This is a genomic window from Paenibacillus sp. sgz302191, assembly GCF_057749925.1.
Genome location: NZ_JBYLHY010000008.1, coordinates 58,434 through 83,319, shown reverse-complemented (window position 1 = coordinate 83,319; position 24,886 = coordinate 58,434). Strand labels below are relative to the sequence as shown.

Genomic DNA, 24,886 nt, shown 5'->3' with positions numbered 1-24,886 from the left:
AAGATACTTTAATGAATTTGTTAAGAGCAGAAAGGGACATTTTTCACAACATGCTTGTGGTCTGGTTTAATAGCAAGTAAATATGTACACAAGGTGGTGTAAACATTGACTTATTTCTTTGCATATGAACATTTCGAAACTGCAGCAGACCGGCTAGTGTTCCATCCGAATTTAAATCCCTTTGATTATGAGATACATCAACTCATTCTGGAAGCAGAGAGAAATATAGGGGCGTTAGCTAGACTTGGCTTAAAAAACCATCCCTTAACACCCACCATCTTACGTAACTCTCTAGTTAAAACAGCACATTTCACAACCAAAATTGAACAGAATAAGCTGGAGTTCAGAGAGGTTGAGCAGCTTTATCAGAGCTACAAAAAAAATCCAATGACCATTAAACAAAAAGCACAAATTGAAGTAAAAAACGTCTTTGAAGCTTACGAGTTTATTTATAGTTTAAATCCAAACAAAGATTTTTCGGATATGGATGAACCTGTACTAAAAAAAATACAACATACTTTAATGAGTAATTTAACCGGTTATCCTGAAGGATATAGGCATATTCCAGCAGCCCTTCATGATGGCGATGGGCAAATCAGTTACCAGCCTCCGGCATTTAACGAAGTTCCGCGTCTCATGCGGGCATACTTCTCTTGGCTTTACACTAGCGTGACCGGATATGCAAACCCGTATGAGACGACCCATGTTGACCATGAAAAAAAAATCCATCCCCTGATCATTGCTGGAATCACCCATCATATCTGGAGTGTGTCAACGCATCGCTTACCAAGGTTCTCAAAGAACTTCAACGTTACGATAGAATTAAACATATTCGTGAATTACTGGGCAAAGGGCATGCCAAAACAATGTTCGAATGGATCAGTAGAATGAATGACGGAGAAATATTTCATAGACAATTGTTCGACAACACTTTAGAAGCTTCATCCTCAAGCATTGCCAAGAACATTTCAAGGCTTAAAGACCTGGGCGTTATCAAGTCAGGAAGCGGTCGCGGAGAAATCGTTTGTATCGTAGATTAGCCAAGAAAGCGAGCACTGGCCTCCGGAACAATTGGGGACACAGTGCTCACTTGCCTTTCAGGGGGTATTTCGCAGTTGTAACATAGCGAATTGCGATGAGGAACGTCGCATTTGCGCTCTAAGCGCCGCACGATTTTCTTACTTGTAATTTACCGGTAAAGGAAATGACATTTGAGCCTATATCCGGCAGTTCTCTTGATTTGATTTGGCCGAGCATTAATTCGGCGGCTTTATTCGCCATTTCCACCGACGGATGCTTGAAAGTGGTCAATGGAGGGCTGACAAAATCGGCAAAATTGACATCATCGATCACGGCTAATGCCAAATCATCCGGAACACGGATATTTTTTTCAAGCAAATAAGGCAAAATTTCCATGAGAACCAAATCGTTACCGGCTAACAAAGCCGTCGGAGGCTTTTCCAATTGAAACAATTCATCCAACTGCCGGGTGACCTCATTGATATTCACGCTTCTGGCATAGTTTTTGTCGAACGTAATCCCATGGTCTTGAAGCGCGGCCTTATATCCTTGAATCCGTTCGGACCGCGTGCTGATATTGAGCGGAGGCGTGATGATGGCAATCTGCTTATGGCCTCTGCTTATTAAATGAGAAGTGCAAGTGTAGGCGGAATGAATGTTATCCATCACGACCATATTGATCGGCAGTTCTTCAACTTTTCGATCCAAAAAAACGACCGGAAAATGTTCATTCACGAGCTGCTCGTAAACTTCATTGTTTTGGCAGGTAGGTATGATAATCAATCCGTCTACTTGTTTAGCTTTTAACATGTCGATGTACTTCTTTTCCTTGGACGGATCTTCATCCGTATTACAAACAATAACATGGTAATCATGTGCATGGCAGTAGTCTTCTATCGCTCGAGTGATCTCAGTCGAAAACCGATGCAGCAGATTCGCTACGATAACCCCTATCGTCGAGGTTGTTTTTTGTTTCAGACTTCTGGCAAGAACATTGGGCTGGTACCCCAGTGCTTCTATGGTCTGTTGAATTCTCATTTTTGTCTCGGCCGACATATATTCGTATCTTTGATTTAGATACTGCGAGACGGTGCTTTTCGATACTTTGGCCGTTTCCGCAACGTCGAAGAGCGTAGCTTTCTTACCTTTAATCATGTTGGTCACCCCCTCACTCAGAGCCAATATCCATTCGTTTTTTAGACCTATATTAACATTACGTTAATTTCTTAATCAACCTTTGTATCGACGCCATGCCGGAAAGAAGGTCCGCCGGCAGCCATATATCCGTTGCTGTGTCCTTCAAGATCCGCAGAAATCCAGAAAGCGTAGAATTGCGAATTCTCCAAATAAAAACGTACCCGTATGATGCTGTGATTCAACTCTTCCAGCGCCCGATCTCTCCATTTGATTTGTACACTCGTACTATCCGTTGTAACCGGGATGCAATCCGACTTGGAATACCCGTCTATGACGTTGGACTCCTCATCCAGGAGCTCGGCATAGATTGCACCTTCGGTTGAGTCGACATTCACGAACAAATATTTACCATTGAACTCCATTTTTTTGGTTGTGACATACCCGCCTTTTCCTTCATCGGTCAATGAGGCGAAACCGTCTCTTCGCAGCTTGGCCAGTCCCACACTGCCTCCCGAATATTCATGGGTACCGAAATTAGGAGATTGACCGGAGAAAAAAGACACGTAAAAATATAATTCATCCCCTACAACGAGGCACACGCCATTAGGCGAATGCGCATATCCGTAATTCCATGTACCCGCTTCACGCGAAGACGAAATAAAATTGTCATAAGTAGGCCGGTCCCAATGAAAGCCGTCTCTGCTGTAAGCCAATTTCAGGTCATTGATTTTGGGCATTTTGGTAAGCTCGCAAATAGGGTTAGGCGGTCCCATAAATACGCTGTAAACACCTAGCATCATACTTTCATAAGGGGTTGCATCCAAATTATATAACTGCGTATAGTAACCCAGCTTCGGATCCGGAGAATCATAAATATCTGTTCTTGACCAAAAGCGGACTTCCTCGCTCTTCCACTTCGAACCCCTGAAAAAATCATCCGTTTCATAATAGCCTCTTGTCCTTACCCGGCTATCTAATGTAGAGAATGTTCGCAAACTGAAAGCCCATTTTTTCGTAAACGGGTTATGAAAAAATGTGGAATTGTCTCCGGCAAGGGTCGTTTCCCCCATCTCGGTCCAATCGATGCCGTTTGCCGACTTATACAATTTGATGACCTCAATAGGCGGGACAGAGCCGGGAATATCATGAAAATGCTTCGGCATCCTGTGATAATATTTCACTTCAAAATCATATTTCCGGAAAAATACTAGCATCTTGTATTTCTCGCTTGGATCTGAAGCCTCGTAATCGATCCATACGGCCGACCCGTCGCGGAGCGCTCCGGATTCATACGGGATCACTCTGTCGCCCTGCCTGTCCGGGTAAAGTTCCGACAATCGCTTCCAATGGATTCCGTCATCGCTTTCCGCGTAACCGACCCCGTCGAACCAGCCCGCCTGGTACCACATTTTAAACTTCTTATCGGTGTCATCATAAAAAATGCCGTCATTGAAAGGGCATGCGCACGAGCAGTACCCATCGTTCATTTCAAGTGGAGTTTCCGGTTCAAATACAGGCCGGTCCATAAGAACAGGCTGATGATATTGGGTCGTCAAGTCCGTGGCCTCAATGACAAAATTATCGACGAACAATTGCCTTCCGATCGATATATTTACGATCTCCGGCCAATACGCCTTATAATCCGACGGCAGCGGTTTATCCAGAGCGACCTCTTCGTATTTGGGCGGCCATTCGTCCGGCAGAATGATATTATTATACAATTTCATTGGATAACTTCCTTTCGCATGCCGATAACCGTCAGCCTCATCCTCATTGCAAATTCGAATGGCGCCGCGCCATCTCTTTGTAACTTGCATCGCCCGTTTCATCCAAAATGTCGATAACCACGGCATCAAGCAGCATGTGCAAACTTTGGTCGAACTGATTGCCGAGCGGCTGAATCGTAGGCGGCTCATCTTCCAGCCTTAATTTGGTCGCAGCCGGAATTCTTAAGACAAGATCGCTGTACTCCGCAATTTTCGAGTTCCGATTGGTCGTGATGAGCAAGACGGATGCTCCGGTCTTTTTCGCTTGACTTGCGTATAAATGAACGGCTTCCGTAGTTCCTGAACCGGAGATCGCCACCAGCACATCCTCCGGGCGAATACTCGGTGTAATCGTTTCGCCAACCACAAATGCGTTGAAACCTGCATGCATAAGACGCATGGCAAAAGCTTTCCCCATTAATCCGGACCGGCCCTCGCCCGCAACGAAAATTCTGGAAGCCCCTTTCATTCTTTTGCCAAAAGCTGCAAACTCCGTTTCGCTCACTCGATCTAATACCGCGGCAACTTCGCTATTCATTTGGACAAGCAAATTTTTCATAATCGGATCATCTTCTTTCTGATGGTTTCGGCTATCTCTCTTCGATGAGCGGATCCCGTAATGGCACTTCCGACAATAACGATAGCCGGTTTATATTGGACTATTCGATCTATGGAATCAGCCGTTATTCCCCCTGCATACGCAAAATCGATCCCCTCCAGAGTATGCAGGAACGAAATCATTTCCGCTTCCCGTAACCCTGCTCCCTGTTGTCCTTGCATGTCTTTTCCTATATGTACGGAGAAGAGGCGGGCTCCCTGTTCATACAATCGGGCGATTGAACCCGTGTCCTGTATCCCCAACAAATCGATCATGACTTGTCCGCCCGATAAACGGGCTGCTTCCAACGCATCCTTGATTGTTTGTTCGGCTGAGAATGCCATCACCGTCGAAATGTCGGCTCCAGCGGACAAAGCTTGCACCGTCTCGTGCTTTCCCGCATCGCAAGTCTTCATGTCGGCCAACATTGTCTTATCGGGGTATCTCCGCTTCAAATCTGAAATGATGTCTACTCCATATTGCTTGATAACCCCGGTTCCAATCTCGATGATATCGATCAGATCCTTCACTTCTTCGACGATTTCCAGACATTCCTGCCGCGTCAACCGATCCAATGCCAATTGCAGCTTCAAGCTAACACCCTCTTATCGTTCAATAAACTCTCTTACCCCAAGTTTTTGCAAAACCTCTTCATAATACGGAAGCCCCTCATTATCTCCCGATACGCTTACAACCATGGATCCCACTGTATTCGCAAAAGTCAGCGTTCTTTCAAGCGGCCACCCTCTTACGATTCCCAACAGGAACCCCGCGTCAAATCCGTCGCCGGCCCCGACAGTATCTGCGATCGTATTTACTTTTACGGCAGGCATGTTAATCTTTAGCCCCTCATAATAACCTACACTGCCGGCAGATCCTTGTTTGATTGCAATACGGCCGATTCCGTACTCCGTAAATTTCCGTATCATCTCATCCAGATCACTGATGCCAAGCAAAAATTCGGCTTCTTCTTCGCCCGTAAGCAAAATGTCGACGTAGGGAAGCAATTGTGTGAGACATTGTCTCGCCTCTTCTTTCGACCACAGTTTCAAACGGATATTCGGATCGAATGCCACTAAGACATTATTGTTTTTCGCTGTCTCTATCGCCTTGTGAATGACGGACATATCGTTTTGGCGGATTGCCGAGAATACGCCGGTTATGTGAAGAATTCTGGAGTTTTTGATGTCTTCCAGCGGCAAATCTTCAGCTTTCATCGTAAGCGTAGGCGAATTCGTCCTGTAGTAAAATGTGCGCCCGGCACCGTCTTCCCATATCTCTTTGAAATTTACCGATGTGGTGAATCCTTCCATCAACCTGACATTGGACACATCGATGCCTTCGCCTCTTGCAAAATTATAAATGTACCTGCCGAATTCATCATCGCCAAGCCGGCTAATCCACCCTGCTTTCATGCCTAATCGGGCGCAACCGATCGCCAGATTCAATTCGGCCCCGCCAACTTTGCGTTCGAAATCAGCGACATAGCGCAGCGGCCCTTTGCTCTTAGGGTTCATTGTCACCATGCCGTCTCCTATTGTAATGACATCCAGACTCTTATCCAAAATGATCTCTCTTTTCTGTGCAAAATTGTTGTTTGTCAAACTTCTTAGCTTTACTTAACAGCTCCTTGCATAACGCCTTGAATGATGTATCGTTGAGCAAAAAGATAGATGAGTAAGACAGGCAAAGTAATCAATAAAATACCCGGCAAAAATTTGGCATAATCCGTGGAATAAATATCCTTGAACACTTGTATCGCCAGCGGCAATGTACGGTTCTCTTTGCCCGCATTTTGAAGAACAATTAACGGCAATAAGAAATCGTTCCAGATCCATAAAATATGCAAAATCGCGATCGTTACGGAAGTAGGACGCAAGATCGGGAACACAACCTTGAAAAATGTTTGATGACGATTGCATCCATCTATTTGGGCTGCTTGTTCCAACTCAAGCGGAACGCTTTTGATAAATCCATGATAGATGAACACGGCCAGCGGAGTGCCGAATCCGATATACATGAAAATCAAAGTTGGCTGCGGCATTGCGGTTATCCAGCCAAACATCTTTCCATAAATACTGACCAGCGGGATCATAATCGCTTGAAACGGAATAATCATCGCTGACACCATCAACAAGAACAGGGTGCTGTTCAACTTCGATTTATTTCTTACAAAATAATGAGCCGTCATGGACGAGAACAGCAATATGATCAGTACGCTGCTGAATGTAATGATGACTGTATTGATAAAACTCCTAAAATAATTCATTTGCTGGATGGCCATTTTAAAATTTATGAAATCTATGGTTGCAGGCAGACTAAAGGGTGAAGCCAAAATTTGCGCATTCGTTTTGAAGGAGTTAATCAAAAGCAGAGCAAATGGAAGCATGCTAAAAATCAGCGCCGCTGCTACTATCAAATAAATCGACACCTGCCGGGCAAGGAGGCGGGTCTCCATTATATTTCGACCTCCTTTTTCTTGCTGAAATATACCTGCATAATCGTTACAGCTGCAACAATGAAGAACAGCACAAATGCCTCCGCTTGTCCCATGCCGTAATCGTAGCTTCTAAACGCTTTGTCGAATACATGCATAGAAACAAACACCGTACTTCCAAAGGGACCGCCTTCGGTTAAAGAATAATTCAAATCATAAACCATGAACCCTCTCTGCAAAGAAAGGAAGATCGTCACAATGAACGAAGGAACCATCAAGGGTAGTGTCATATGGATAAGCTGCTGCCATCTGCTTGTACCGTCGATCGTCGATGCCTCCAGAATATCTTTGGGGACATTCATAAGGCCGGCGATAAAAATAACCATCATATAACCCGCATAATGCCATACGGTTACGATGACCAAAGCCCAGAACGCTTTATCCGCGCTGCCCAACCAAGATTTGCTTAATAGAGCGAGCCCGTATTTAGTGCCGATATTTACGAAGAAGTTATTGAATAGAAATTGCCACAGAAATCCTAGAACCAAACCGCCAATTAAGCTTGGTGTGAAAAATGCCGCACGAAAGAAACTTTGACTTTTGATCCCTGACACTACCAAGTAAGCTAATAAAAACCCTACTGCATTTATTAGAAAAACCGTGGCGATGACATATTTAATGGTAATCCACATCGATTTCCAAAATTTTGCATCATGAAAAACCCCGATATAGTTTTCAAATCCCACAAACGGCATATTGGGCGAAATGCCATCCCACTTAAAAAATGTCAAATAAATACCATAAAGAAATGGAACGATCATCACCATGAAAAAGATCAATGTCGCCGGTCCGGTATAAAAAAGTTGGTTGCCTATCTTTTTAGTTAGACTTTTTTCTGAGATCAATTGGGATCTACTCCGCTCTCATTGATTTAACTTCGGAAAGCCGACGGATGGAAGCGAACCGCTTCTCATCCATCGCCTTTCGCTGCTTATCGCAGTGGACTTGCCTGAAAAAGATAACTACTTTTTATCCTTCCAGTACCCTTCGATTTCTTTGATTAATCCAGCGCGGTCGGACTCGCCGGCAAGATATTTTTGCATGGATGCGCCAATCACTTTGGAGTGATCGCCAGGTACATAATTGGCACCGAATTGAAGCGTATTGCCGGCATTCATATATGTTTTGATTGATTTGGCAAGTGAATCTTTAGGTTCCAGCTTAATATTTTTGAAAGCGGGAAGAATGTTTGCTTTATTGACCAAGAAATCTTGACCTGCTCCTTCATATACGATCCAATTCAAAAATTTCTTGGCCGCTTCCTGTTGAGCTGGCGTAGCTGCCGTTTTATCTATAAATATTTGTTTCGTGGCGCCCACCGGGATCGAAGCGTTCTTTTTATCGGCTGCGTCATTGCTGGTCGGAACCGGTATGAAGCCGTACTCCCCGTTCGGTTGCACGCTATCCAATTGGCTGATCATCCAGTTTCCGTTGAATGTAATTCCTGCCTCGCCTTTTGCTACGGCGGCAGCAATATCATCAGCGGTTACAACGAGCGGATCGCCTTTCCGTTTGTTATACTTTTTCATCATATCGAAAGTATCAAGCAAACCGTTGAACACAGCATTGTCGGCCAGCTTTGCATTACCGGCTCTTAAATCGTTCAAGACCGCGTTAACATCGCCTTTCGGTTGAGAAGCATACGTAATCGGGATAAAATGATTGCCCAAAGACCATGGCATGGCGCCGATGATCAATGGCGCAGTTCCGGAAGCCTCAATCTTTTTAAAGAGCGCTTCCAGTGCAGAGGCGGAGTTAATTGTGGAGGGATCGAATGTGCCGCCGACTGCCTTATCCAGAACTTTTTTGTTGTAGACAAGCCCGTAGCCTTCTACTGCAAACGGGAAAGCTAACGTTTTTCCGTCGAGCTGATTAGGCTGCGCGAGGTCTTTCACCCATTGTTCTCCGGATAAATCGAGAGCCTTGTCTTGAAATTTAACAATGTCGCCTGCATCCAGCATATTCAGTGTTGCAGGATTGCCTGATGCATACAACACAGATGCCCTCTCGAACGGAGACTGGCCGCTTGCCACTGTCAATACTTCCACTGTAATATTAGGATTTGCTTTGGTGAACTCTTTCGCAGCTTCCTCGGCTGCCGCCTGGATCTGCCCTTTCGAATTCAGGAACGAAATTTTAACAGGTTTACTTGAGTCGCTGGCGTTAGTATTGCCACCGGTTCCTTTGCTCTCCGAACCGCTTGAACTATTGCCGCCGCATGCGGCAAGAACCATAGATAATGCTGTCACTAAAACTAACGGTTTTGCGTAAGTGAACGTTTTCACTTTTTGTCCTCCCTTTTGATTAACATGTCAAATCTCCTCAACAACCGGGATGTTAACTAAGATGCACAGCTCTTAATCACCTCCTAAGATTCGTCTGCCGGGAAATCGCTTCCAGATACGATACTGCAGTAGCGCCGAATTGGACGACTTGTTATGTACTATCGATTCATAAACCGATTTACTAAATCGGTTTATGAATCGATAGTACTATATGTTTCGCTATTTTACAACAAAAATCTTTATTTTCCGACTGTTCTAATTCCCGAATGAGAAAGCAACATTGCAAATGTCGCCTCGTGATATAACTAACATGAATTACAAACAAGGAGATGAGAGCATGAGTAAGTTGAATGGCAAAATCGCTTTAGTAACCGGTGCAAGCAGGGGGATCGGTCGCGGCATTGCGCTGCGTCTGGCACAGGACGGCGTATTAGTCGCAGTGCATTATGGAAAGAGACAGCATGAAGCAGAGGAAGTGGTTCTTCAAATTGAACAAAATGGAGGTTCCGCATTCACGATCGGCGCTGACTTAAGTACGCTTAACGGCATTCACAATTTATATGCGGCATTGGATGGCGCCCTTCGGAATCGCACAGGCGATAATCGGTTTGATATTCTTGTGAATAACGCCGGAATCGGGCAAATTATAAGCATTGAAGAGACGACGGGAGCATCTTTTGACGAAGTCATGAACATGAATGTCAAAGCGCCGCTTTTTGTTATCCAGCAAGCTTTGCCGCGTCTGAAAGATGAGGGCCGCATTATCAACATCTCATCGTTTGTTACACGGGTGGCCTCCCCTAGCGTTTTCGCCTATAGCATGTCGAAGGGCGCAATCGACACACTTACGCTTGCCCTGGCTCGCAATCTTGGGAGCCGTAATATTACGGTAAACGCCATCCAGCCTGGTATTATTAATACAGAAATGAATGCCGGGACGCTGCAAGATCCCAATGGACAGAAATATGCCGCCGGTCTTTCAACCTTCAACAGGTGGGGGGAGCCTGAAGATGTGGCGGATATTGCCGCTTTCCTCGCCTCATCGGACAGCCGTTGGGTAACCGGTCAACTCATTGATGCAAGCGGCGGATCTCACTTATAAAAAAACGGGTTCGAAAGCCTGGCCGATGCCAGGTTTTTGAACCCGTTTTTTTACCAGGGCTTTGCATCCGCTCATGTCGTTAATTTCGCATATACGATAAAGAACACCATCATTTCTCCGGCGATTGCATAATTAGGCACATGATAGAGCAAGTCTAGCGCTATAAAACTTCCAATAACCCCTAGTAATATCGCCAAATGATAGGGCTTCAACCGCAGATGTTGATGTCTGTACCGGTGAAAAACCAGAGACGTAGATAAAAAATAAAGCAGCACAGACCCAAATACGAAACCCAGCATGAACGAATAATTTAGTTGTTCCAGATACAACAGCTGGATCGAAGCAGCCAACGTGCTCATGGATAAATAGATGAATAAATGGCCATAAATAATCGTTTGGCCGGCTGTCTGCATCTCTTTGCTTACTTTCTTCTCCACATTCTCGAAATACTGCCACCACATTGCGATAACTAATACACATGTAAAACTGACAAATAAAATAGATGGCAAATTCCAGTTACTAAACTGCAAAACAGCAATGATACTGATCACGGATTCACCAAGCAGAATGAGGGTAAACAAGGCAAAACGTTCCAATAAGTGATGGGTGTGTATGGGTGCTTTTACCAGGTGCCGCCGCCCGATTAAAGGCAGTATCGTATCTACAACGATTCCGGCATACAAAATGACGTATCGGATCCATGAGTCAAAGAACAGCGAACAAGCAGATATCAATATTCCTATCAAAAAGCAAATTCCCAAATATTTAGCGGTCCGCTGCTGATGCGCGCTTTTTGCTTTGTGTACCGTAAGATATTGAATGGCTGTCAATGCCCTCGAACCTATATAACCAATAAAAAAAGGAATGTAATATTGATCAAAATTAACGGATAGGCTTGCTGTCATGATTAAAACAAAAAACAGCTGAAGGATGAGGAATATCCTGTGACTGGCGATATCTTGGCCGAACCGATTTATAAAGAGAGTTTGACCCACCCATCCCCACCAGATCGGAATAAAAATCAATACGAATTTACTTAAATATTCAATAGGGATGGCCCCGTGGTCGGCGTGCAGCAAGACATGATTTGCTTTTGAAACGGCTGCTACAAAAAGCAGATCATAAAAAAGCTCCAGCCAGGTAACCTTTTTCTCAACCATAACCGTCAAAACTCCCTCGGGATCTTATTTACTGAAAAAGCAAGCTGCTTCGCCGCGGCCTATGAGAACTGCTCACTTAGGACGCTCCATGGAAAACAGGGAGCCTAGTTTGGCATAATAACTGCCTGCCATCCGACTGACAGGAGCCAATTTGCCCGGATCGATATGTCCGTTCTCATAAATTTCATCCGCGATATGGAAGCGAACAACTCGCCCAATAAGCAAATCGCAAGCGGGCTGTTCGCCGGTACCGCCGATTGGTATCGCTTGTTCCAGCAGGCATTCCATGCGAATTTTGGCCTCTTTCAAACCCGGCACAACAATCGCTTCACTCGCTATCGGCGTGAAACCTGCTCTCGCAACCTCGCTTTCGTCCGGGGGCAAGTTAGCAGCCGTTTCGTTCACTTTATCTATAATCGATTCGTCCGTGATATGGATGACGAAAGCTCCGGTCTCCGTCGCATTCCTTGACGTATCCTTCATTACCCCTTGTTTTCGTTGAACAGACACCGAAATTAGGGGCGGCGCACTGGATACAATCGAAAAGAAACTGAAAGGAGCGGCATTGAGCACCCCTTCCTTGGAAAGCGTAGTCACCAAAGCGATCGGTCTGGGTACGATACTGCCAATCAGCAGCTTATAATTTTCCTGATCGCTTTGAGTGGTTGGATCAATAGATGCCATTAGTTATCCACCGTCACTTTCTATTCTTTTAAAAGATTTGTTCACTCTTGTTTTGCCGTTAATGTTCTCACTTCGATGGGATGCAGGTTCGCTTCGATCTCAGCGCGATGCGGTTCAAACCAGTTTGGCAGCATGAGTTTTTGTCCTAGAGTCTCTGCAGGCTCATCGTTAGCAAATCCAGGTGGATCCGTAGCGATTTCAAATAGTATGCCGCCTGCTTCTCTAAAGTATATCGCATTAAAATATTGGCGGTCTATGACCCGAGTCGGCTGATAGCCGTAATTTTGAACTGTACTTCTCCATTCTTCATGCTGTTCGAAATCTTTCGCACGCCATGCAATATGGTGTACCGTGCCCGCTCCGCCCACGCCGAATTCCATTTTGGCGAGCGGAACATCGACGATGTTGCCGATTTCTCCTGTGGACCGATAACGGGCATATTCGGCATCCTCATCGACTTTCGTAAATCCGAGCATGTTTTCCAGCGCATCCATCGTTTTGGGCGGGTTGACGCTGAACAGCACGGCGCCTCCAAACCCCTTGATGGCTTTATCGGCCGGAACGCCGCCGAAAGACCAGGTGCTGTTCGCCCCCTCTTCACGTTCGACAAGCTCAAGGCGCAAACCTTCATTATCCTCGAATTGAAGATATTGTTCGGAGAACCGGCTCGTTCTCGTAACCTGAATGCCAAAGCTTTGCAAACGATTGTGCCAAAAATCAAGCGAGTCCGGCGGTATCACATACGAGGTAATGCCCACCTGGCCGCCTCCGATTCGCCCTTTGGGCGAGCCCTGCGCAGGGAAGAAAGTAATGATGGTGCCGGGGCTTCCCGCCTCGTTGCCGAAGTACAAATGGTAAACTTCCGGGGCATCGAAGTTGATCGTTTTTTTCACTAACCGGAGTCCGAGGATACCGGCATAGAAATCGACGTTTTCCTGCGGATTACCGGCAAAAGCAGTGATATGATGGATACCTGTAGTTTGAAGTGACATATAAAATCCTCCTCTAAAAATCATTATTTAAATTATTTTCAATCGAAGATTCTTAAAATTAAGATATTTTGCAAAATGGAGTTCATTGTTGAACTATTTTGGCCTGTTCTTTTTTTAGTCTTTCAGGAGTCACATCATCTCCATTTGGATCATAAACGGTGACCTGCAAGAGCGTGCTTTTTATAGTACCCCGAAATATTTGGAGGTATTCCTTGCGAAGATCGGTTTGTTCCGTTTTTTCAATTTCAGTTAATCCGACTTCTTTTGCCTTTTTTGAAAGCTGATTAATTCTTTCTAATATTGTAAGCATATTTTTACCTCCTTATTCAAAAATGTCTTTGGTTGAGATATCTTCAAATCGAATATCTTAATATTAAGATAAAACATTTTCTTATCCATGTCAATACTTAATGCAAAAAAAGAAAAAGTCTGCGGTCCGCCACCAATCTTAATAACTAATCTCGTTATCCGCGACCATGACCGTTGAAGTGCCTGAGCATCTCAATAAAATTTTCAAGTTGGCCGTCATTCCATTCTGAAACGCATTCATAGAACACGGATTCTTTCTCTTTTAGAGCATCCACAGTCTTTTGTCGTCCAAGCTCAGTCAAAGATAATAGTACTCCTCTACGGTCTTCGGGAGAGGGTTCGCTTTTCACATAACCCAAGCGCTTGAGATGATTGACGAGTCGGCTAACCGAACTGCGGTCCATAGCCGTCGATTCCGCTAAAGCTGTGGCACTTGTCGGGCCGAATGAATACAACCAACGGACAATAAGGAAAGCCGCGGGTTGCAGTGATGAATCGAAACGTGCTGCAGCTCTGACATTGAGTGCATGCGCGGCGCTAATAAGTGCACTTAGCTGTTCACCGAGCTTCAGTTCCAACTGCACTCTCGCAGTATTTTTATCTTTAGTATGTTCCGCCATAGTTTCCCCCAACAAATATAATTGACATATGTCAAACAAATGAATATAGTTGATATATATCAATTATAAATCTTTTAACTGCTGCCTGTCAAAAAGCTTCGATTCACTATCCAAGCATAAGGAGAATCATTATGACGACTAACCAAATTATTGTAATTACCGGCGCGACCAGCGGTATTGGACAACTCGCTGCAATTGAATTGGCTAAGCGCGGTGCTCATCTTGTACTAACAGCCAGGAACAAGAATCGGGCCGAGACGACTAGGAACATGCTGAAAGATCTTGCGCCAAAAACAGAAGTGGACTTTTTTTTCGGAGATCTTTCCTTAATGGAGGATGTCAGGCGCATCGGAAATGAGATTAAAGCCGCATACCCCAAGATTGATGTACTAGTGAATAATGCAGGACTGCATGCATTCGAGCAGCGGATAACCTCTGAGGGCTTTGCTGAAATGATAGCCGTAAACTATTTGGCGCAATGGCTATTAACGCAAACATTACAGCAATCTTTGGTGAGGTCCGGAATTGCCAGAATTGTAAATGTTGCTTCTGAAGCATCGCGCAACCATGGTGAACTTAAACTGCCTGAGGATTTGGTCGATACATCTGCTTTTACCATGAGGGAATCGTCAGCGCTTTACGGCAAAACCAAGCTATTTAATATCCTATTTACTGGGGAACTGGCCCGTCAATTATCCGGAACCGGAGTTACTGTTAACGCGCTAAATCCGGGTTTTAATGTAACAGGTCTCGGGCGCGAGCTCCGGTTTGCCGCTATGCTTGAACGCATTTTGAATTTTTTACGTATCGGAGATCCGCGTAGAGGAGCTGACATCATTACACGCTTAGTTGTTGAGTCCAAATACGATGGGGTGACCGGCGGGTATTTCAACGTTGGAAACGGCAGTCCTATTACACCTGTCCACCCCGGCGGAGATACCGCTATGCAAAATAAGCTTTGGAACGATACGAAACAATTGCTGCGACACTATTTTTGAAGATGATACGGTACGGTCGTAATAATCACATCCTTATTCCTAAAAAACCAGGCGCGGAGCAGCAGCGCATTTTGGTTGTGCAGCACATGGTGCCACCATTTCTTGGGGATAAATTGTGGAACAACAATATGAATATGGTCGGGTTTCCCACCCTCCATTTTCTCCATTGTCTGGATGAATCTTGATATTGGTTCGAGAATGGATCGGTACGAGCTTCTCAGAACGACCAATCTGCACGGCTCCCCCCATTCTCCCCATTTTTGTTCCATTTTTTCGATGGATTCATCGTCAAAGCCTACATATACGGCAATGATTTCTGTACCCAGACTTGTCGCAAAAGATAGCGTGTTGTTGACCACGCGATGCACTCCGGAAACGAGTACAATAGTAATAACGCGATGCATAACCGGACGGGTTTCATTTGGATCTATCTTGAGTTCCGCCGCCACTTGATTATAGTGTCGTTTGATCAATATGGATATAGCAACAATTACGGGCAGTACGATCAATACAACCCATGCCCCGCTCACAAATTTGGTGACGGCAAAAATCAACGCAACGAGAACCGTTATTACGGAACCGATTAGATTAATAACAAATTTCACACGCCACTTGGCGCCCTTTACCCTTTTCCAGCGGCGCAATAATCCGATCTGAGCTACAGAGAACGAAATAAAAACGCCAATTGCATATAACGGAATAAGAGCGTTAGTATGGGCACGGAAAGCAACAATGAGCAGAATCGCGAAACCGGCTAAAACTAAAATGCCGTTCGAATAACCTAATCGGTCGCCGCGATTGGTTAGTGCACGTGGTAAATAACCATCAGCTGCAACAATAGCCGCTAACTGTGAAAATCCCGTGAATGTCGAATTCGCAGCTAATATTAACACGACAAATGTAGACCAAATCAGGATTTGGTAAAGAACCCCCCGTCCATAATATACCTCCGCCAACTGGGACAGCATGGTGTTATGCGGATTCGGCGCAATCCCTTGCACATATAAATGATACGCAAAACCGAGCAACGTAACCGCCGTGATAGCGCCTAGGGCAATGTAAGTTTTAATGGCGCTTTTTTGCCGAGGCTCCCGAAAAACCGGCACCGCATTGGAAATCGTTTCAATACCGGTCAATGCCGAGCAGGCAGAGCTGAAAGCTTTTAAAATAAGCAGCGTCGTCAACCCTTGAGGAAACGTGCCAAAGGAAGGCGTAACATCCTGAATAAATCCATGCCGCGCTTCATTCAATAAACCTGAAACAATCAAAAAAAGCATGCAAGCCATGAATACAAATGTAGGCCAGGCAAAAATCTTAGCGGACTCTGCGACTCCGCGTAAATTAATGACAACAAGCACGCATATGCAGATGATGGCAAGTATCGTTTCATAAGGCCCCACCGCCGGATACGCAGAAGAAACCGCTTCTACAGCCGCCGAAACCGAGACGGCAACCGTCAACACATAATCAACGAGCAAAGAGCTCGAAGCAATTAGAGAAGGCACACGATTTTTAAAATTGTCCTTTGCAATAGCATAAGCGCCACCACCGCTCGGATACGCAATGACTCCCATAATATAAGACGTAATGAGAATTGCAAGCAAAACGACCGTTGAAGCCGTGATGGGCAAAATGAACCATCTTGCGGAAGCGCCCAACCCGATCAGTTCCGTTATTCCCGCTTCAGGACCGTAAGCTACCGAAGAGTAAAGGTCCGCGGATAAAATGGGAAGAGCGATCATCCAGAAAAGCTTGGTATGCTGTGCATGAAGTTCTTTCGTTCGCAAAGGCCGACCGATGAAAATTCTCTTCACGCTTGCGAAATTTGAAAACGAATACCACATGGCAATGAAAGCGAGCAAGATAAACACGATTTCAAGCCAAAACACATGATGATGCATAGCAGTAGTACTCCTTTAGTAAGGGATTATTTCCAGAAAATCAGAAAAGTGACATCTTGGCCGAGGATCAAAAGCATTACACATATTGTTTTCCGAGGGATCGATTTACATACACAGGAAAGCTTCAATAAACAAAAAAAGGAAATCAAGACTTAAAGTCCTGAGTTCCTTTTTTTATTTTATGGATTATTTACGGGCTAATGTCCGTCATCTAAAGATCTGCATCTTCGTGAGCGTCAAATCAATCGTTTATCAGTTAGCAGTAAAATAGAAATCGTAACCGGATGTGCTGACAGTACCGGTTGCCGAATAGATTCGGAAAGTGATTTTCTCACCCGGCTTGAGATTCGTAAGAATAAAAGAGTCCTTTTTTCCGACTCCATTATCGTTAACGGCCAACTTGGTTCGGTCTTTGTCTGATCCGTTTATGTACCAGAATGCATCCAAGTTATAGTTTTGCCCGCTAGGAGGAGTCATAGAGGCATTTATAGTTACACTGCTAGAAGTGTTATTGGTATAAACGAACCAATCTACGTCGTCAGCGGATTTTTGGAGCGCCCACGTATAGTGCGTCTTAGGGGCGGCAGAAACCGGTGACGATTCACTGTCGCCAAGTCCTTTAATCGCGAATGCGGACTGAGCGGATACGAGTAAGCTTAATGCAACAACAGCGACTGACAAAGACTTTTTGAATTTAAAATTCATGATTAATAATCACTCCTAGTCTATAATTGTGAACTGGCCAAGAATCACATTCAATAATATACCTTAAATTCATTTTTTTGTAAACTATTATCCTCTTTGTTGTAATATATCCTAAAAATTGTTATATTAATTAACACAATTTGGATCCCTTAAATGAATCTGCCTAAACCTAGAAAGATATCCTTGAAGCTCCATAAAAGGCATTTCACGCGTGCGGACGCTCGCCGTACGGCTAGAAAAGAAGCACTCCCTTCTTACCGGCGATGAAGACGATAAGAAGCAAGTGCTTCAAGAATACGTGGATCGTGTCATAATCCAGCCGTCCCGCGAAATTGACGCATTTGACACGGAAATCACTTACATGGGTTCCATGTATAGAGACGAAGGGAGTCGAACCCCTGTCCGAAATATCGCCGCTCAGGCATCTACGGGTGGTTGTTACACGTAGTCATAATTTTGATGTCGACATAACAATGTTCCGAAGAATCAACTTTCATCCGAATGTTCTTCTAGAATACGAGAGATAGTTTCCAATGTATGCAATCCTGTTGCAATATCGACTATAAACTCCACCGCATACTTGCGTTCCATTTGCAAATGGTGTCCATTCAACAGCAAAAACGACTTGGTAACAAGATAGGCTGTCCGCTTATTCCCATTATGAAAACAATGATTTTTGACAAGGGACTCCAGTAAGGCCGCGGCCTTATCAAATAAGGATGGATAAGCATCTTCTCCAAAAATACTTTGCTGGGGCCTATGTACCGCAGATTCCTGTAGACCGTGGTTTTTTACTCCCGCTTGCTCTGCGTCGTTCATTCTTTTCATCATGAAATAGTGTGCCGAGATAACCTCTTCTTTTGTCAGAAATTCCGTCATATCATCTGTCCCTTAAGTCCTCAAGAATACCCTCGTCTTCTTCAAAAACATCAAGGAAAGCTTCTAAAACTTCAGGACGGACATTTTCAGGCAATTTACCTTGCCTTGCTTTTTTCAGCACAATTTCACCATGTTCATTCTCGATGAATTCGATTTCGTCTCCTTGTAAGACATTTAATTTTTCAACAAGGCTTTTAGGCAGGCTTATACCCAAGCTGTTTCCCATTCGTCCTATTTTGCGAATCACCCTTCGTTTATCGCTCGTCAACTTGACCACACCTTTTATCAAAATCTTGCTCAAGACATAAAGCAAAAACCCACAAACATCATGCGGTTGTGGATTTACATGGTGTATGTGAGGGGGTTAATTCCCGTGCTCCGTCTCTCTCCACACGTCTCCTAAATGCAAACAAACCGTGGTGTGATAAATCCACAACTCATCGCCGCGCGATGGTTCGGATGTTTGAGGAATTGGCGTGAAGGGAGAGACCTTATTTTGCAGCTGAATAGACCTGCATTTTTACTGCATCAATAACCAAACCGGCCGTTCGGATAAAGTCAAAACCGATGATCCCTTCGATATCTAACCCGTATTCCATATTCCCAATCTCAACCTGAAAATTGTTTATAGAAACACCATCGAAGTGAATCGCATCGAAGTTCTTCGTATATACGTACTCGATTACGCCAACAGCATCTGCTTTAAAGATCGTTCCTGCAGATCCCGTATCTAGTAAGACTTTTTCCAATGTCAGTTTCTGTCCGCGAAATTGGACCGTAACTGTAACAAATGGCAAACCAAAACTCTCGTTTAGTTTCATCTTGGCCCCCGTACGCCGACATAACGTTCACGGGCCACTAAAGAGGGACGAGACGTATGAAAGAAGCAGTATTCACGTTGAGGGTCCTGCTTATGCAACTCGTAGTATCGGCGCATCGCTGACGTTGAATCATCAAATCTATCAACGACAACCACTTCTTCAATGTAACGATTGCCATCCATAGAGTGTGCTTTTGTTGCTTCAAGAACTACCCATTCATTCGGAAATCGGTCCTGCACTTCTTCCCAGCGCATCCCATCACCCCCAGGCTTTCATAGATAATTAAATTATAACATAAACAAAACTCGACTGGACAAGATGCCCAAATCGAGTCGTTTCACAGGCTTTGCGCGATTTGAATCGTATTCATGTTAACGAGTTCCTCTGTAAATCGAAGTTCCTCCACCATAACAAAGAGTTACCGACACCTTTACGTCAGTAACTCTTCATTGTAATCCTATACTGTCACACCGTGATACAACTCATCGGGATGTTTCGTCCGGCAAGGCGTTCCGCTTTAGTGGGCAAGGAAAGTGGCGCCGCGGGATCTCGTTACAACTGCTCTACGCGCCGCGTTTCCTCCTCCACGCTTGTAAAAGAGATGCTCTCGCGGATTCTCGTAAAATCCTCGCAGCCGAAAATCAGGATCAGCGATATCAGATACTTCCGGTTGCGTTCCAGCGTCTTTTTACTGACGTTGATCTCTTTGGTCATTGCCTTCAAGGGAAGCTTCTTTTTTTGAAAAAGATCGTTCAGCCACTCCCGGTTGTTGCAAAAATAGCGGGCAATCCGCACCAGCATTTGCCGGGTATCCCGGTGGCTTGGCATGATATTTTCCAGTTCCCGAAGACAAATGCCGAATTCCTGGAGCCTTTCATCGTAGCTGACCAATTCCTCCGACAGCGCCGCGGCTCGTTCCTGCCTTTCAAAAGCATCCAGCGAGCTTACCTTATCTGCAATGTGCAGCATTTCCTCTTCGTCTTTCCAGTCGGCTTCGTTTTGGGAAATTTTGATTTTTTTCCGAAAATCATCGATCAATCGTCTGCGAATCATAAGAAAAGCGAAATTATTAAATGTTTTTCCATACTCCGTACGGTATCGATCGACAGCTTCATTGAAAGCGATCAAACCTATACTTGCTTCATCATCATTCCATCCAATTCGGCGCCTGCAGACGTGTTTGACAACCTTCAATATAAAGGGCCGGTATTGACCGATCAGAGCCGACCGTGCCTGCTCATCGCCGCTGCGAATCTGCGGCAAGCATTTTTCAGATAAGTTGTTCATCTGGCAACCACTTTCCAATTTGTAATCACTTCATTAATTAGCTGTCGGCTCGGTTCCCCAGACAAGTACGCCATTTTGATACAACGTAACTTTCGTATGATCGGCATATGAATTTTGCGTGCCTTTATACGAGTAATCGTTACTTTCGTTATAGTTCGACCAGTCTGTTTTGTTAATACGGGTTTGAATTTCACCCGTGCTGCCTCCAGGTGCTAACACGCCTGCATTCGAATTGAAGCTGACTTCCAAATAATAATCAGCGCCGGCTACAGCTTTGTCCATTTTAACCAGCTTACCGTTCAGCTTCGAGCAGCTCAGCGTCGCATAGTCGCAGTTGAATGTCTGCGCGCGGTCGCCGTCGATCGTATAGTAATAGCGAATCGTCAACTCACTGATCGGTACGGAAGTTGTCCCTTTGTTTAAAATTTGGAAGTGCGGCTTGAAGTGATTGTCGTTCACACTTGTATCCAGTGTGCGATACTGGAGCACCAGTCCGGTTGTCGGCTGCTGAACATCCGGTTTCGGCGCTGCGCTGGCCGTGTTCGAAAGCGTTTGGCCTGCATCGTTTTTCGCTACGACTTGGTAATAGTATGTCGTGCCTGCCGTCACCGCCGTATCTGTGTAGGTGATTCCGGTTACTCCGCTCGCTACCATCGTGAACGTGCCGTTTGCAGCCGTCGAACGCTTCACTTCATAGTTTGCCGCATTCGCCGATGCTGTCCAGCTCAGGTTTACTTTCGCCGTTTCGCCCGCTGCGCTCAGCGTGAAGCTGCCCGGTACCGGCGGCTGCTCGGAGATGCCATACGTTTTTAAGTTGGTCGGGAGCTTCTCCAACGTAATAACGTTCGGATGATTATATACTTTTTTCAGATGCTCAAGACTGTTTTGTTTGCCGTCTCTCAGGAAATCCCCGTACCATGTAGCGAACCAGCTCCAATGAGCTTGATACGCCTTCATCAGATCAGGGTCCGGGATAGGTCCGTTTTCGCTCATGGCAACTAACTTTTTGTCCTTGCCCAATGTAACCAGGTCTTCATATTTTGCAATTTGCGGACTGTAGTCGCCTGCTTGCGGATAAGAGTCAAAGCTCAAAACATCCACATAGGCGTCTCCCGGATACCAGTCGGGGGAAACAGAATTCCAGACCCAGATCAGATTGTTCAATTTGTGCACATTTGTCAAACGATCGTGAAGCAAAATATACAATTTTTTGACAGGCTCAGGACCTTTAGCGCCCCACCAGAACCATTTGCCTTCCGCTTCGTGCAAAGGACGGAACAGGACAGGTACTTTCGCATCCTGCAATTTCTTCAACTGCTCCGCAATCACATCGATGTCGCGAATAAGCAGTTTATAATCTTCAGACTCCGGATTATTCATCGCATATTCGATATCGAATGTAGTCGAATCGGTATAGAAGCCTCTCCACCATTCTTTTCCCGGCGTATCGATAAGACCTTTCGGCGCGTTCCAGTGCCATGCAAAGGTAACAATGCCCCCTTGCTTATCCCACTCAATCGCTTTTTCCGTCTCTGTGGAACGAAGACCGTGTTCCGCTCTGCTTGGCGAATAGTCGATCAGGTCAAGCGCCGCAATAGCCGGCTTTTTACCTACATTTGCTTGAAGCCAGTCGATCTCAGTCATTTCCTCTTGACCGGAAATGATGTTCTTGCCGTATTGATCAACGAGGTAGTTCATCAATGCTCTTGCTTCCACCGTCGCGTTCGGATTAGTGAGCGATTTGGTTACCGCATGCGGCGGACGGTCGGTGGCAGGCTCCAGCTTGACGTAGTCGATGTCATACCATCCCCAGCCCGTTTCAAAACCGATCGTATTCGCCCCCGCATTCAGCAGCAGCTTACCTCCGGAAGTTTCTTTGAAATCAGCCGTTTTCCAAAGCACCAACTCTCCTGACGCATTGCCGTTTAAGGAGAAATTCGTGCGTTTGTCATCATAAGGAGAACGGTAGCCGATTGTAAGATTGTACAAACCTGCCGCCTCAGCCTGGATAGTCATCGTCAGCGAATCCCCTGGGTTATGGAAATTAGTTACGTAACCGGTACCGGAGAAGCCGGTCCCGCTGGATGACACAATAGTTCCCTTCAGTGTGCCGTTTTCGGCTTCATAGCGAACCGGGCCGTTTACAGGCGCCTGCGGAACCGCATTCACGGCATTGGAATCGCTCGTTCCCGCACTGTTGCTTGCGGTTACTTTGTAATAGTAAGAAGTGCCGTTCGTTACGTTGGTATCCGTATAAGACGTTGCGATCAAGTTGGACGCTACAGCAGTAAACGGACCGCTTGCAGCCGTTGCCCGCTGTACGCTGTAACCTGCAGCTCCGCTGGAAACGCCCCAGGACAAAGCGACTTTCCCATCGCCGGCCTCGGCTTTCAGCGTGAAGCTTCCAGGAACTTGCACAGGCGTATCATTGCCGGCAGTCAACACAATGTGATAAGCCGTCAAAGGCGGCACTGTATAGGTAAAGCGGTTGCCTGCAATTTGCGCGATCGGCGCCGCTTCCTTCAATTGCGAGCTTGTTCCGTCGAAGCCCCAAACTTTACCGGAGCCGTAAGTCGTTCCGCCGGAAAGATTGAATTGGGCGTCTAATGCGCTGTCCATGCTTTTATTCATGACAACGAGGTGCAGCTCTTTGTTGGATGCATCCGTTACGGAAGCATGCACCGAACTGTTGACAATATCCGACGTTTGCGCGTTAACGCTGATATCGCCGAAAGCAGAACGATTTCCGTCATAGTTGCGGTAAAGTTTGTAAGCGGCGCTAACGTAGTTGTTGGCATCCTTTAACTTCCAGAAGTTTGCCATATAGACGCCGTTTTTGCCGAAAATGCCCAACACATCGGCCATAGCGATACCGCCGGAAATATCGGCTTCGCCGCCGTAGTTAAACTCGGTCAAAGCCAGTTTCGTTCCGGGGTAATACTTGTCCACCGACTGCTTCAATCGAGGCAGCAAAGGCAAAAATTCGCTATTCCATTGAGCGATCCAGCTATCTTCCTTGTAGGTCGGATCCCACAAAGTACGAGGCGCCTGCATTCTGGCTTTCTTCGTCTCGTCGTTGCCTACCTCATTCGTAATTCGTATGCCTCCGCCCATCGCTTCGGGATACCAGTGCACATCGAAGACATCCAGCAATCTCTTGCCTTCGGCTGCCGAACTGAGGCGCATTTGATCCAGGTAATAGTCCACGAACCAGCTGTAGCTGCCTTTTACAGAGTCCCAGTCAGGTGCGGTTTGAAGATCTTTATAGGCGCCAAAACCGTAAAGAACCGGGCCAAAAATTTCCGCGCCTGCATCGACCGCTTTAACAGCTTTGGATAAGCTTACCGCCCGGTCTACCAACTCTTTCGCCCCGACCTTGTCGCCGTGAATGCGCGGATGCGTATGCGACCAAAGGGCAGGCTCATTGTCGAGTGAATACCCTTTCACGCCCGTCGTTGTTGAAGAAGCGCCGTATTTCTTCACCAAAAAGTTGACGAATTCATCCGCATAAACCTTATTGTCATTCAAATCGGGCTGCAGCTGGAACGGCGCATTTTTGGCGTTTACAACCTGATCCCAACGAGCGGAAGGGGCCTTTTCGCTTTCCTGCACACTTCCGTTTCCATCCTTGGCCACATAACCGGCCATCGGCAGCGTAACTAAAGAATAGGCGCCAAGCTTCAGCGATTGGTCATGAAACGAAGTCGTCACCGCTCCAGGCTTGTCGCAGTCGGCTTTTGTCAAGCCGCTAACGGTGCATAAATAGTTATCGCTGGATTGCTGCCAATCGCTTCCCGCATTGGACATATTGTTTTCCCAGTTGTAGCCGGTCAGCCGATTTCCGCCAAGCCGTCTAGCGGCCATATTTTCATCCCCTGCCAAATCCTGATTCGTACCGTATATGTAAGGGCTAATAGGATTCCGATCCTTGGACGTATCGACTTGAATGGTGACATTTTTTGCCGTTTGGCCGTAAACGACAGTTTGAGCCGGTAGTGCGCCCCCTACTGTAACCGCACATGCCATGACGACAGGCAGCCATTTGGAACGTTTGGACAAAATAACACTATTACTATTTCTTTCCTTCATGTTACTTTCCTCCCTTCAATTTGAAAAGAGCGACAC

Annotated in this window: 24 protein-coding genes; 3 read left to right on the top strand and 21 right to left on the bottom strand. The window is 45.6% G+C overall.

Going from position 1 to position 24,886, the window contains the following annotated elements; genetic code table 11:
• The first annotated feature begins 105 nt into the window (after positions 1-105).
• The gene (locus AC3G2T_RS13755; RefSeq protein WP_488435807.1) at positions 106-891 is read left to right on the top strand and encodes a Fic family protein; all 786 of its coding nucleotides are present in this window, start codon (positions 106-108) and stop codon (positions 889-891) included.
• A 267-nt stretch (positions 892-1,158) separates the two neighbouring features.
• Here AC3G2T_RS13755 and AC3G2T_RS13750 read toward each other — a convergent pair whose 3' ends face one another.
• The 8 genes from AC3G2T_RS13750 to AC3G2T_RS13715 form a co-directional block, all read right to left on the bottom strand.
• Positions 1,159-2,175 (bottom strand): substrate-binding domain-containing protein, encoded by a 1,017-nt coding sequence (locus AC3G2T_RS13750; RefSeq protein WP_474682720.1) that lies wholly within the window; start codon positions 2,173-2,175, stop codon positions 1,159-1,161.
• Positions 2,176-2,246: 71 nt separating this feature from the next.
• Positions 2,247-3,884, bottom strand: coding sequence for a hypothetical protein (locus AC3G2T_RS13745; protein ID WP_488435806.1), 1,638 nt, complete (start codon positions 3,882-3,884; stop codon positions 2,247-2,249).
• A 43-nt stretch (positions 3,885-3,927) separates the two neighbouring features.
• Entirely contained in the window at positions 3,928-4,482 is a 555-nt protein-coding gene (gene hxlB / locus AC3G2T_RS13740; RefSeq protein WP_488435805.1) for a 6-phospho-3-hexuloisomerase, read from the bottom strand.
• On the bottom strand, positions 4,479-5,114 hold the full coding sequence (gene hxlA / locus AC3G2T_RS13735; protein ID WP_488435804.1) for a 3-hexulose-6-phosphate synthase: 636 nt from the start codon (positions 5,112-5,114) through the stop codon (positions 4,479-4,481). The genes hxlB and hxlA overlap by 4 nt, the downstream gene beginning before the upstream one ends.
• 12 nt (positions 5,115-5,126) lie before the next feature.
• Positions 5,127-6,086, bottom strand: a complete 960-nt coding sequence (locus AC3G2T_RS13730) for a sugar kinase (RefSeq protein WP_474682724.1) — start codon at positions 6,084-6,086, stop codon at positions 5,127-5,129.
• Between the two features lie 50 nt (positions 6,087-6,136).
• Positions 6,137-6,979, bottom strand: coding sequence for a carbohydrate ABC transporter permease (locus AC3G2T_RS13725; protein WP_488435803.1), 843 nt, complete (start codon positions 6,977-6,979; stop codon positions 6,137-6,139).
• On the bottom strand, positions 6,979-7,863 hold the full coding sequence (locus AC3G2T_RS13720; protein ID WP_488435802.1) for a carbohydrate ABC transporter permease: 885 nt from the start codon (positions 7,861-7,863) through the stop codon (positions 6,979-6,981). Before AC3G2T_RS13720 ends, AC3G2T_RS13725 begins: the two co-directional genes overlap by 1 nt.
• A 117-nt stretch (positions 7,864-7,980) precedes the next feature.
• Entirely contained in the window at positions 7,981-9,303 is a 1,323-nt protein-coding gene (locus tag AC3G2T_RS13715) for an ABC transporter substrate-binding protein (protein WP_474682727.1), read from the bottom strand.
• A 337-nt stretch (positions 9,304-9,640) separates the two neighbouring features.
• Between AC3G2T_RS13715 and AC3G2T_RS13710 the strand changes: the two genes are divergently transcribed.
• A complete protein-coding gene (locus AC3G2T_RS13710; RefSeq protein ID WP_488435801.1) occupies positions 9,641-10,405 on the top strand; it encodes an SDR family oxidoreductase in 765 nt (254 codons plus the stop codon).
• 71 nt (positions 10,406-10,476) lie between these two features.
• Here AC3G2T_RS13710 and AC3G2T_RS13705 read toward each other — a convergent pair whose 3' ends face one another.
• The 5 genes from AC3G2T_RS13705 to AC3G2T_RS13685 form a co-directional block, all read right to left on the bottom strand.
• Positions 10,477-11,565 carry a low temperature requirement protein A gene (locus AC3G2T_RS13705; protein WP_488435800.1) on the bottom strand — a complete coding sequence of 363 codons (1,089 nt, stop codon included), beginning with the start codon at positions 11,563-11,565 and terminating at the stop codon, positions 10,477-10,479.
• Between the two features lie 72 nt (positions 11,566-11,637).
• Positions 11,638-12,249 carry a flavin reductase family protein gene (locus tag AC3G2T_RS13700; protein ID WP_474682730.1) on the bottom strand — a complete coding sequence of 204 codons (612 nt, stop codon included), beginning with the start codon at positions 12,247-12,249 and terminating at the stop codon, positions 11,638-11,640.
• Positions 12,250-12,290: 41 nt separating this feature from the next.
• Positions 12,291-13,241, bottom strand: coding sequence for a ring-cleaving dioxygenase (locus AC3G2T_RS13695; protein ID WP_488435799.1), 951 nt, complete (start codon positions 13,239-13,241; stop codon positions 12,291-12,293).
• An 82-nt stretch (positions 13,242-13,323) separates the two neighbouring features.
• Positions 13,324-13,551: a DUF896 domain-containing protein gene (locus AC3G2T_RS13690; protein WP_474682732.1), complete on the bottom strand. Its 228-nt coding sequence runs from the start codon at positions 13,549-13,551 to the stop codon at positions 13,324-13,326.
• A gap of 154 nt (positions 13,552-13,705) precedes the next feature.
• Positions 13,706-14,170 carry a MarR family winged helix-turn-helix transcriptional regulator gene (locus AC3G2T_RS13685; RefSeq protein ID WP_474682733.1) on the bottom strand — a complete coding sequence of 155 codons (465 nt, stop codon included), beginning with the start codon at positions 14,168-14,170 and terminating at the stop codon, positions 13,706-13,708.
• Between the two features lie 131 nt (positions 14,171-14,301).
• Between AC3G2T_RS13685 and AC3G2T_RS13680 the strand changes: the two genes are divergently transcribed.
• Entirely contained in the window at positions 14,302-15,168 is an 867-nt protein-coding gene (locus tag AC3G2T_RS13680; protein ID WP_474682734.1) for an SDR family NAD(P)-dependent oxidoreductase, read from the top strand.
• Here the strand turns inward: AC3G2T_RS13680 and AC3G2T_RS13675 are convergent.
• From AC3G2T_RS13675 to AC3G2T_RS13640, 8 genes are all read right to left on the bottom strand, one after another.
• On the bottom strand, positions 15,159-17,069 hold the full coding sequence (locus AC3G2T_RS13675) for an APC family permease (protein ID WP_474682735.1): 1,911 nt from the start codon (positions 17,067-17,069) through the stop codon (positions 15,159-15,161). The genes AC3G2T_RS13680 and AC3G2T_RS13675 overlap by 10 nt on opposite strands.
• A 252-nt stretch (positions 17,070-17,321) precedes the next feature.
• Complete coding sequence (locus AC3G2T_RS13670) at positions 17,322-17,774, bottom strand: fibronectin type III domain-containing protein (protein ID WP_488435798.1); 453 nt, start codon at positions 17,772-17,774, stop codon at positions 17,322-17,324.
• Between the two features lie 486 nt (positions 17,775-18,260).
• Positions 18,261-18,653 (bottom strand): type II toxin-antitoxin system death-on-curing family toxin, encoded by a 393-nt coding sequence (locus tag AC3G2T_RS13665; protein WP_474682737.1) that lies wholly within the window; start codon positions 18,651-18,653, stop codon positions 18,261-18,263.
• Between the two features lies 1 nt (position 18,654).
• On the bottom strand, positions 18,655-18,930 hold the full coding sequence (locus AC3G2T_RS13660) for an AbrB/MazE/SpoVT family DNA-binding domain-containing protein (RefSeq protein WP_488435947.1): 276 nt from the start codon (positions 18,928-18,930) through the stop codon (positions 18,655-18,657).
• A gap of 214 nt (positions 18,931-19,144) precedes the next feature.
• Positions 19,145-19,474: a hypothetical protein gene (locus tag AC3G2T_RS13655; protein WP_488435797.1), complete on the bottom strand. Its 330-nt coding sequence runs from the start codon at positions 19,472-19,474 to the stop codon at positions 19,145-19,147.
• Complete coding sequence (locus AC3G2T_RS13650; protein WP_474682740.1) at positions 19,471-19,728, bottom strand: hypothetical protein; 258 nt, start codon at positions 19,726-19,728, stop codon at positions 19,471-19,473. The genes AC3G2T_RS13655 and AC3G2T_RS13650 overlap by 4 nt, the downstream gene beginning before the upstream one ends.
• 298 nt (positions 19,729-20,026) lie before the next feature.
• The gene (gene sigI, locus AC3G2T_RS13645; RefSeq protein WP_488435796.1) at positions 20,027-20,761 is read right to left on the bottom strand and encodes an RNA polymerase sigma-I factor; all 735 of its coding nucleotides are present in this window, start codon (positions 20,759-20,761) and stop codon (positions 20,027-20,029) included.
• A 33-nt stretch (positions 20,762-20,794) separates the two neighbouring features.
• Entirely contained in the window at positions 20,795-24,850 is a 4,056-nt protein-coding gene (locus tag AC3G2T_RS13640) for a glycosyl hydrolase (protein WP_488435795.1), read from the bottom strand.
• Positions 24,851-24,886: the final 36 nt, after the last annotated feature.

What these genes read in the sequence shown, in the direction of transcription:
- AC3G2T_RS13750 (WP_474682720.1), bottom strand. Translation starts at nt 2,175, where the DNA reads ATGATTAAAGGTAAGAAAGCTACGCTCTTCGACGTTGCGGAAACGGCC.
- AC3G2T_RS13745 (WP_488435806.1), bottom strand. Translation starts at nt 3,884, where the DNA reads ATGAAATTGTATAATAATATCATTCTGCCGGACGAATGGCCGCCCAAA.
- hxlB (WP_488435805.1), bottom strand. Translation starts at nt 4,482, where the DNA reads ATGAAAAATTTGCTTGTCCAAATGAATAGCGAAGTTGCCGCGGTATTA.
- AC3G2T_RS13725 (WP_488435803.1), bottom strand. Translation starts at nt 6,979, where the DNA reads ATGGAGACCCGCCTCCTTGCCCGGCAGGTGTCGATTTATTTGATAGTA.
- AC3G2T_RS13710 (WP_488435801.1), top strand. Translation starts at nt 9,641, where the DNA reads ATGAGTAAGTTGAATGGCAAAATCGCTTTAGTAACCGGTGCAAGCAGG.
- AC3G2T_RS13705 (WP_488435800.1), bottom strand. Translation starts at nt 11,565, where the DNA reads ATGGTTGAGAAAAAGGTTACCTGGCTGGAGCTTTTTTATGATCTGCTT.
- AC3G2T_RS13700 (WP_474682730.1), bottom strand. Translation starts at nt 12,249, where the DNA reads ATGGCATCTATTGATCCAACCACTCAAAGCGATCAGGAAAATTATAAG.
- AC3G2T_RS13695 (WP_488435799.1), bottom strand. Translation starts at nt 13,241, where the DNA reads ATGTCACTTCAAACTACAGGTATCCATCATATCACTGCTTTTGCCGGT.
- AC3G2T_RS13690 (WP_474682732.1), bottom strand. Translation starts at nt 13,551, where the DNA reads ATGCTTACAATATTAGAAAGAATTAATCAGCTTTCAAAAAAGGCAAAA.
- AC3G2T_RS13685 (WP_474682733.1), bottom strand. Translation starts at nt 14,170, where the DNA reads ATGGCGGAACATACTAAAGATAAAAATACTGCGAGAGTGCAGTTGGAA.
- AC3G2T_RS13680 (WP_474682734.1), top strand. Translation starts at nt 14,302, where the DNA reads ATGACGACTAACCAAATTATTGTAATTACCGGCGCGACCAGCGGTATT.
- AC3G2T_RS13675 (WP_474682735.1), bottom strand. Translation starts at nt 17,069, where the DNA reads ATGCATCATCATGTGTTTTGGCTTGAAATCGTGTTTATCTTGCTCGCT.
- AC3G2T_RS13670 (WP_488435798.1), bottom strand. Translation starts at nt 17,774, where the DNA reads ATGAATTTTAAATTCAAAAAGTCTTTGTCAGTCGCTGTTGTTGCATTA.
- AC3G2T_RS13665 (WP_474682737.1), bottom strand. Translation starts at nt 18,653, where the DNA reads ATGACGGAATTTCTGACAAAAGAAGAGGTTATCTCGGCACACTATTTC.
- AC3G2T_RS13655 (WP_488435797.1), bottom strand. Translation starts at nt 19,474, where the DNA reads ATGAAACTAAACGAGAGTTTTGGTTTGCCATTTGTTACAGTTACGGTC.
- AC3G2T_RS13650 (WP_474682740.1), bottom strand. Translation starts at nt 19,728, where the DNA reads ATGCGCTGGGAAGAAGTGCAGGACCGATTTCCGAATGAATGGGTAGTT.
- sigI (WP_488435796.1), bottom strand. Translation starts at nt 20,761, where the DNA reads ATGAACAACTTATCTGAAAAATGCTTGCCGCAGATTCGCAGCGGCGAT.
- AC3G2T_RS13640 (WP_488435795.1), bottom strand. Translation starts at nt 24,850, where the DNA reads ATGAAGGAAAGAAATAGTAATAGTGTTATTTTGTCCAAACGTTCCAAA.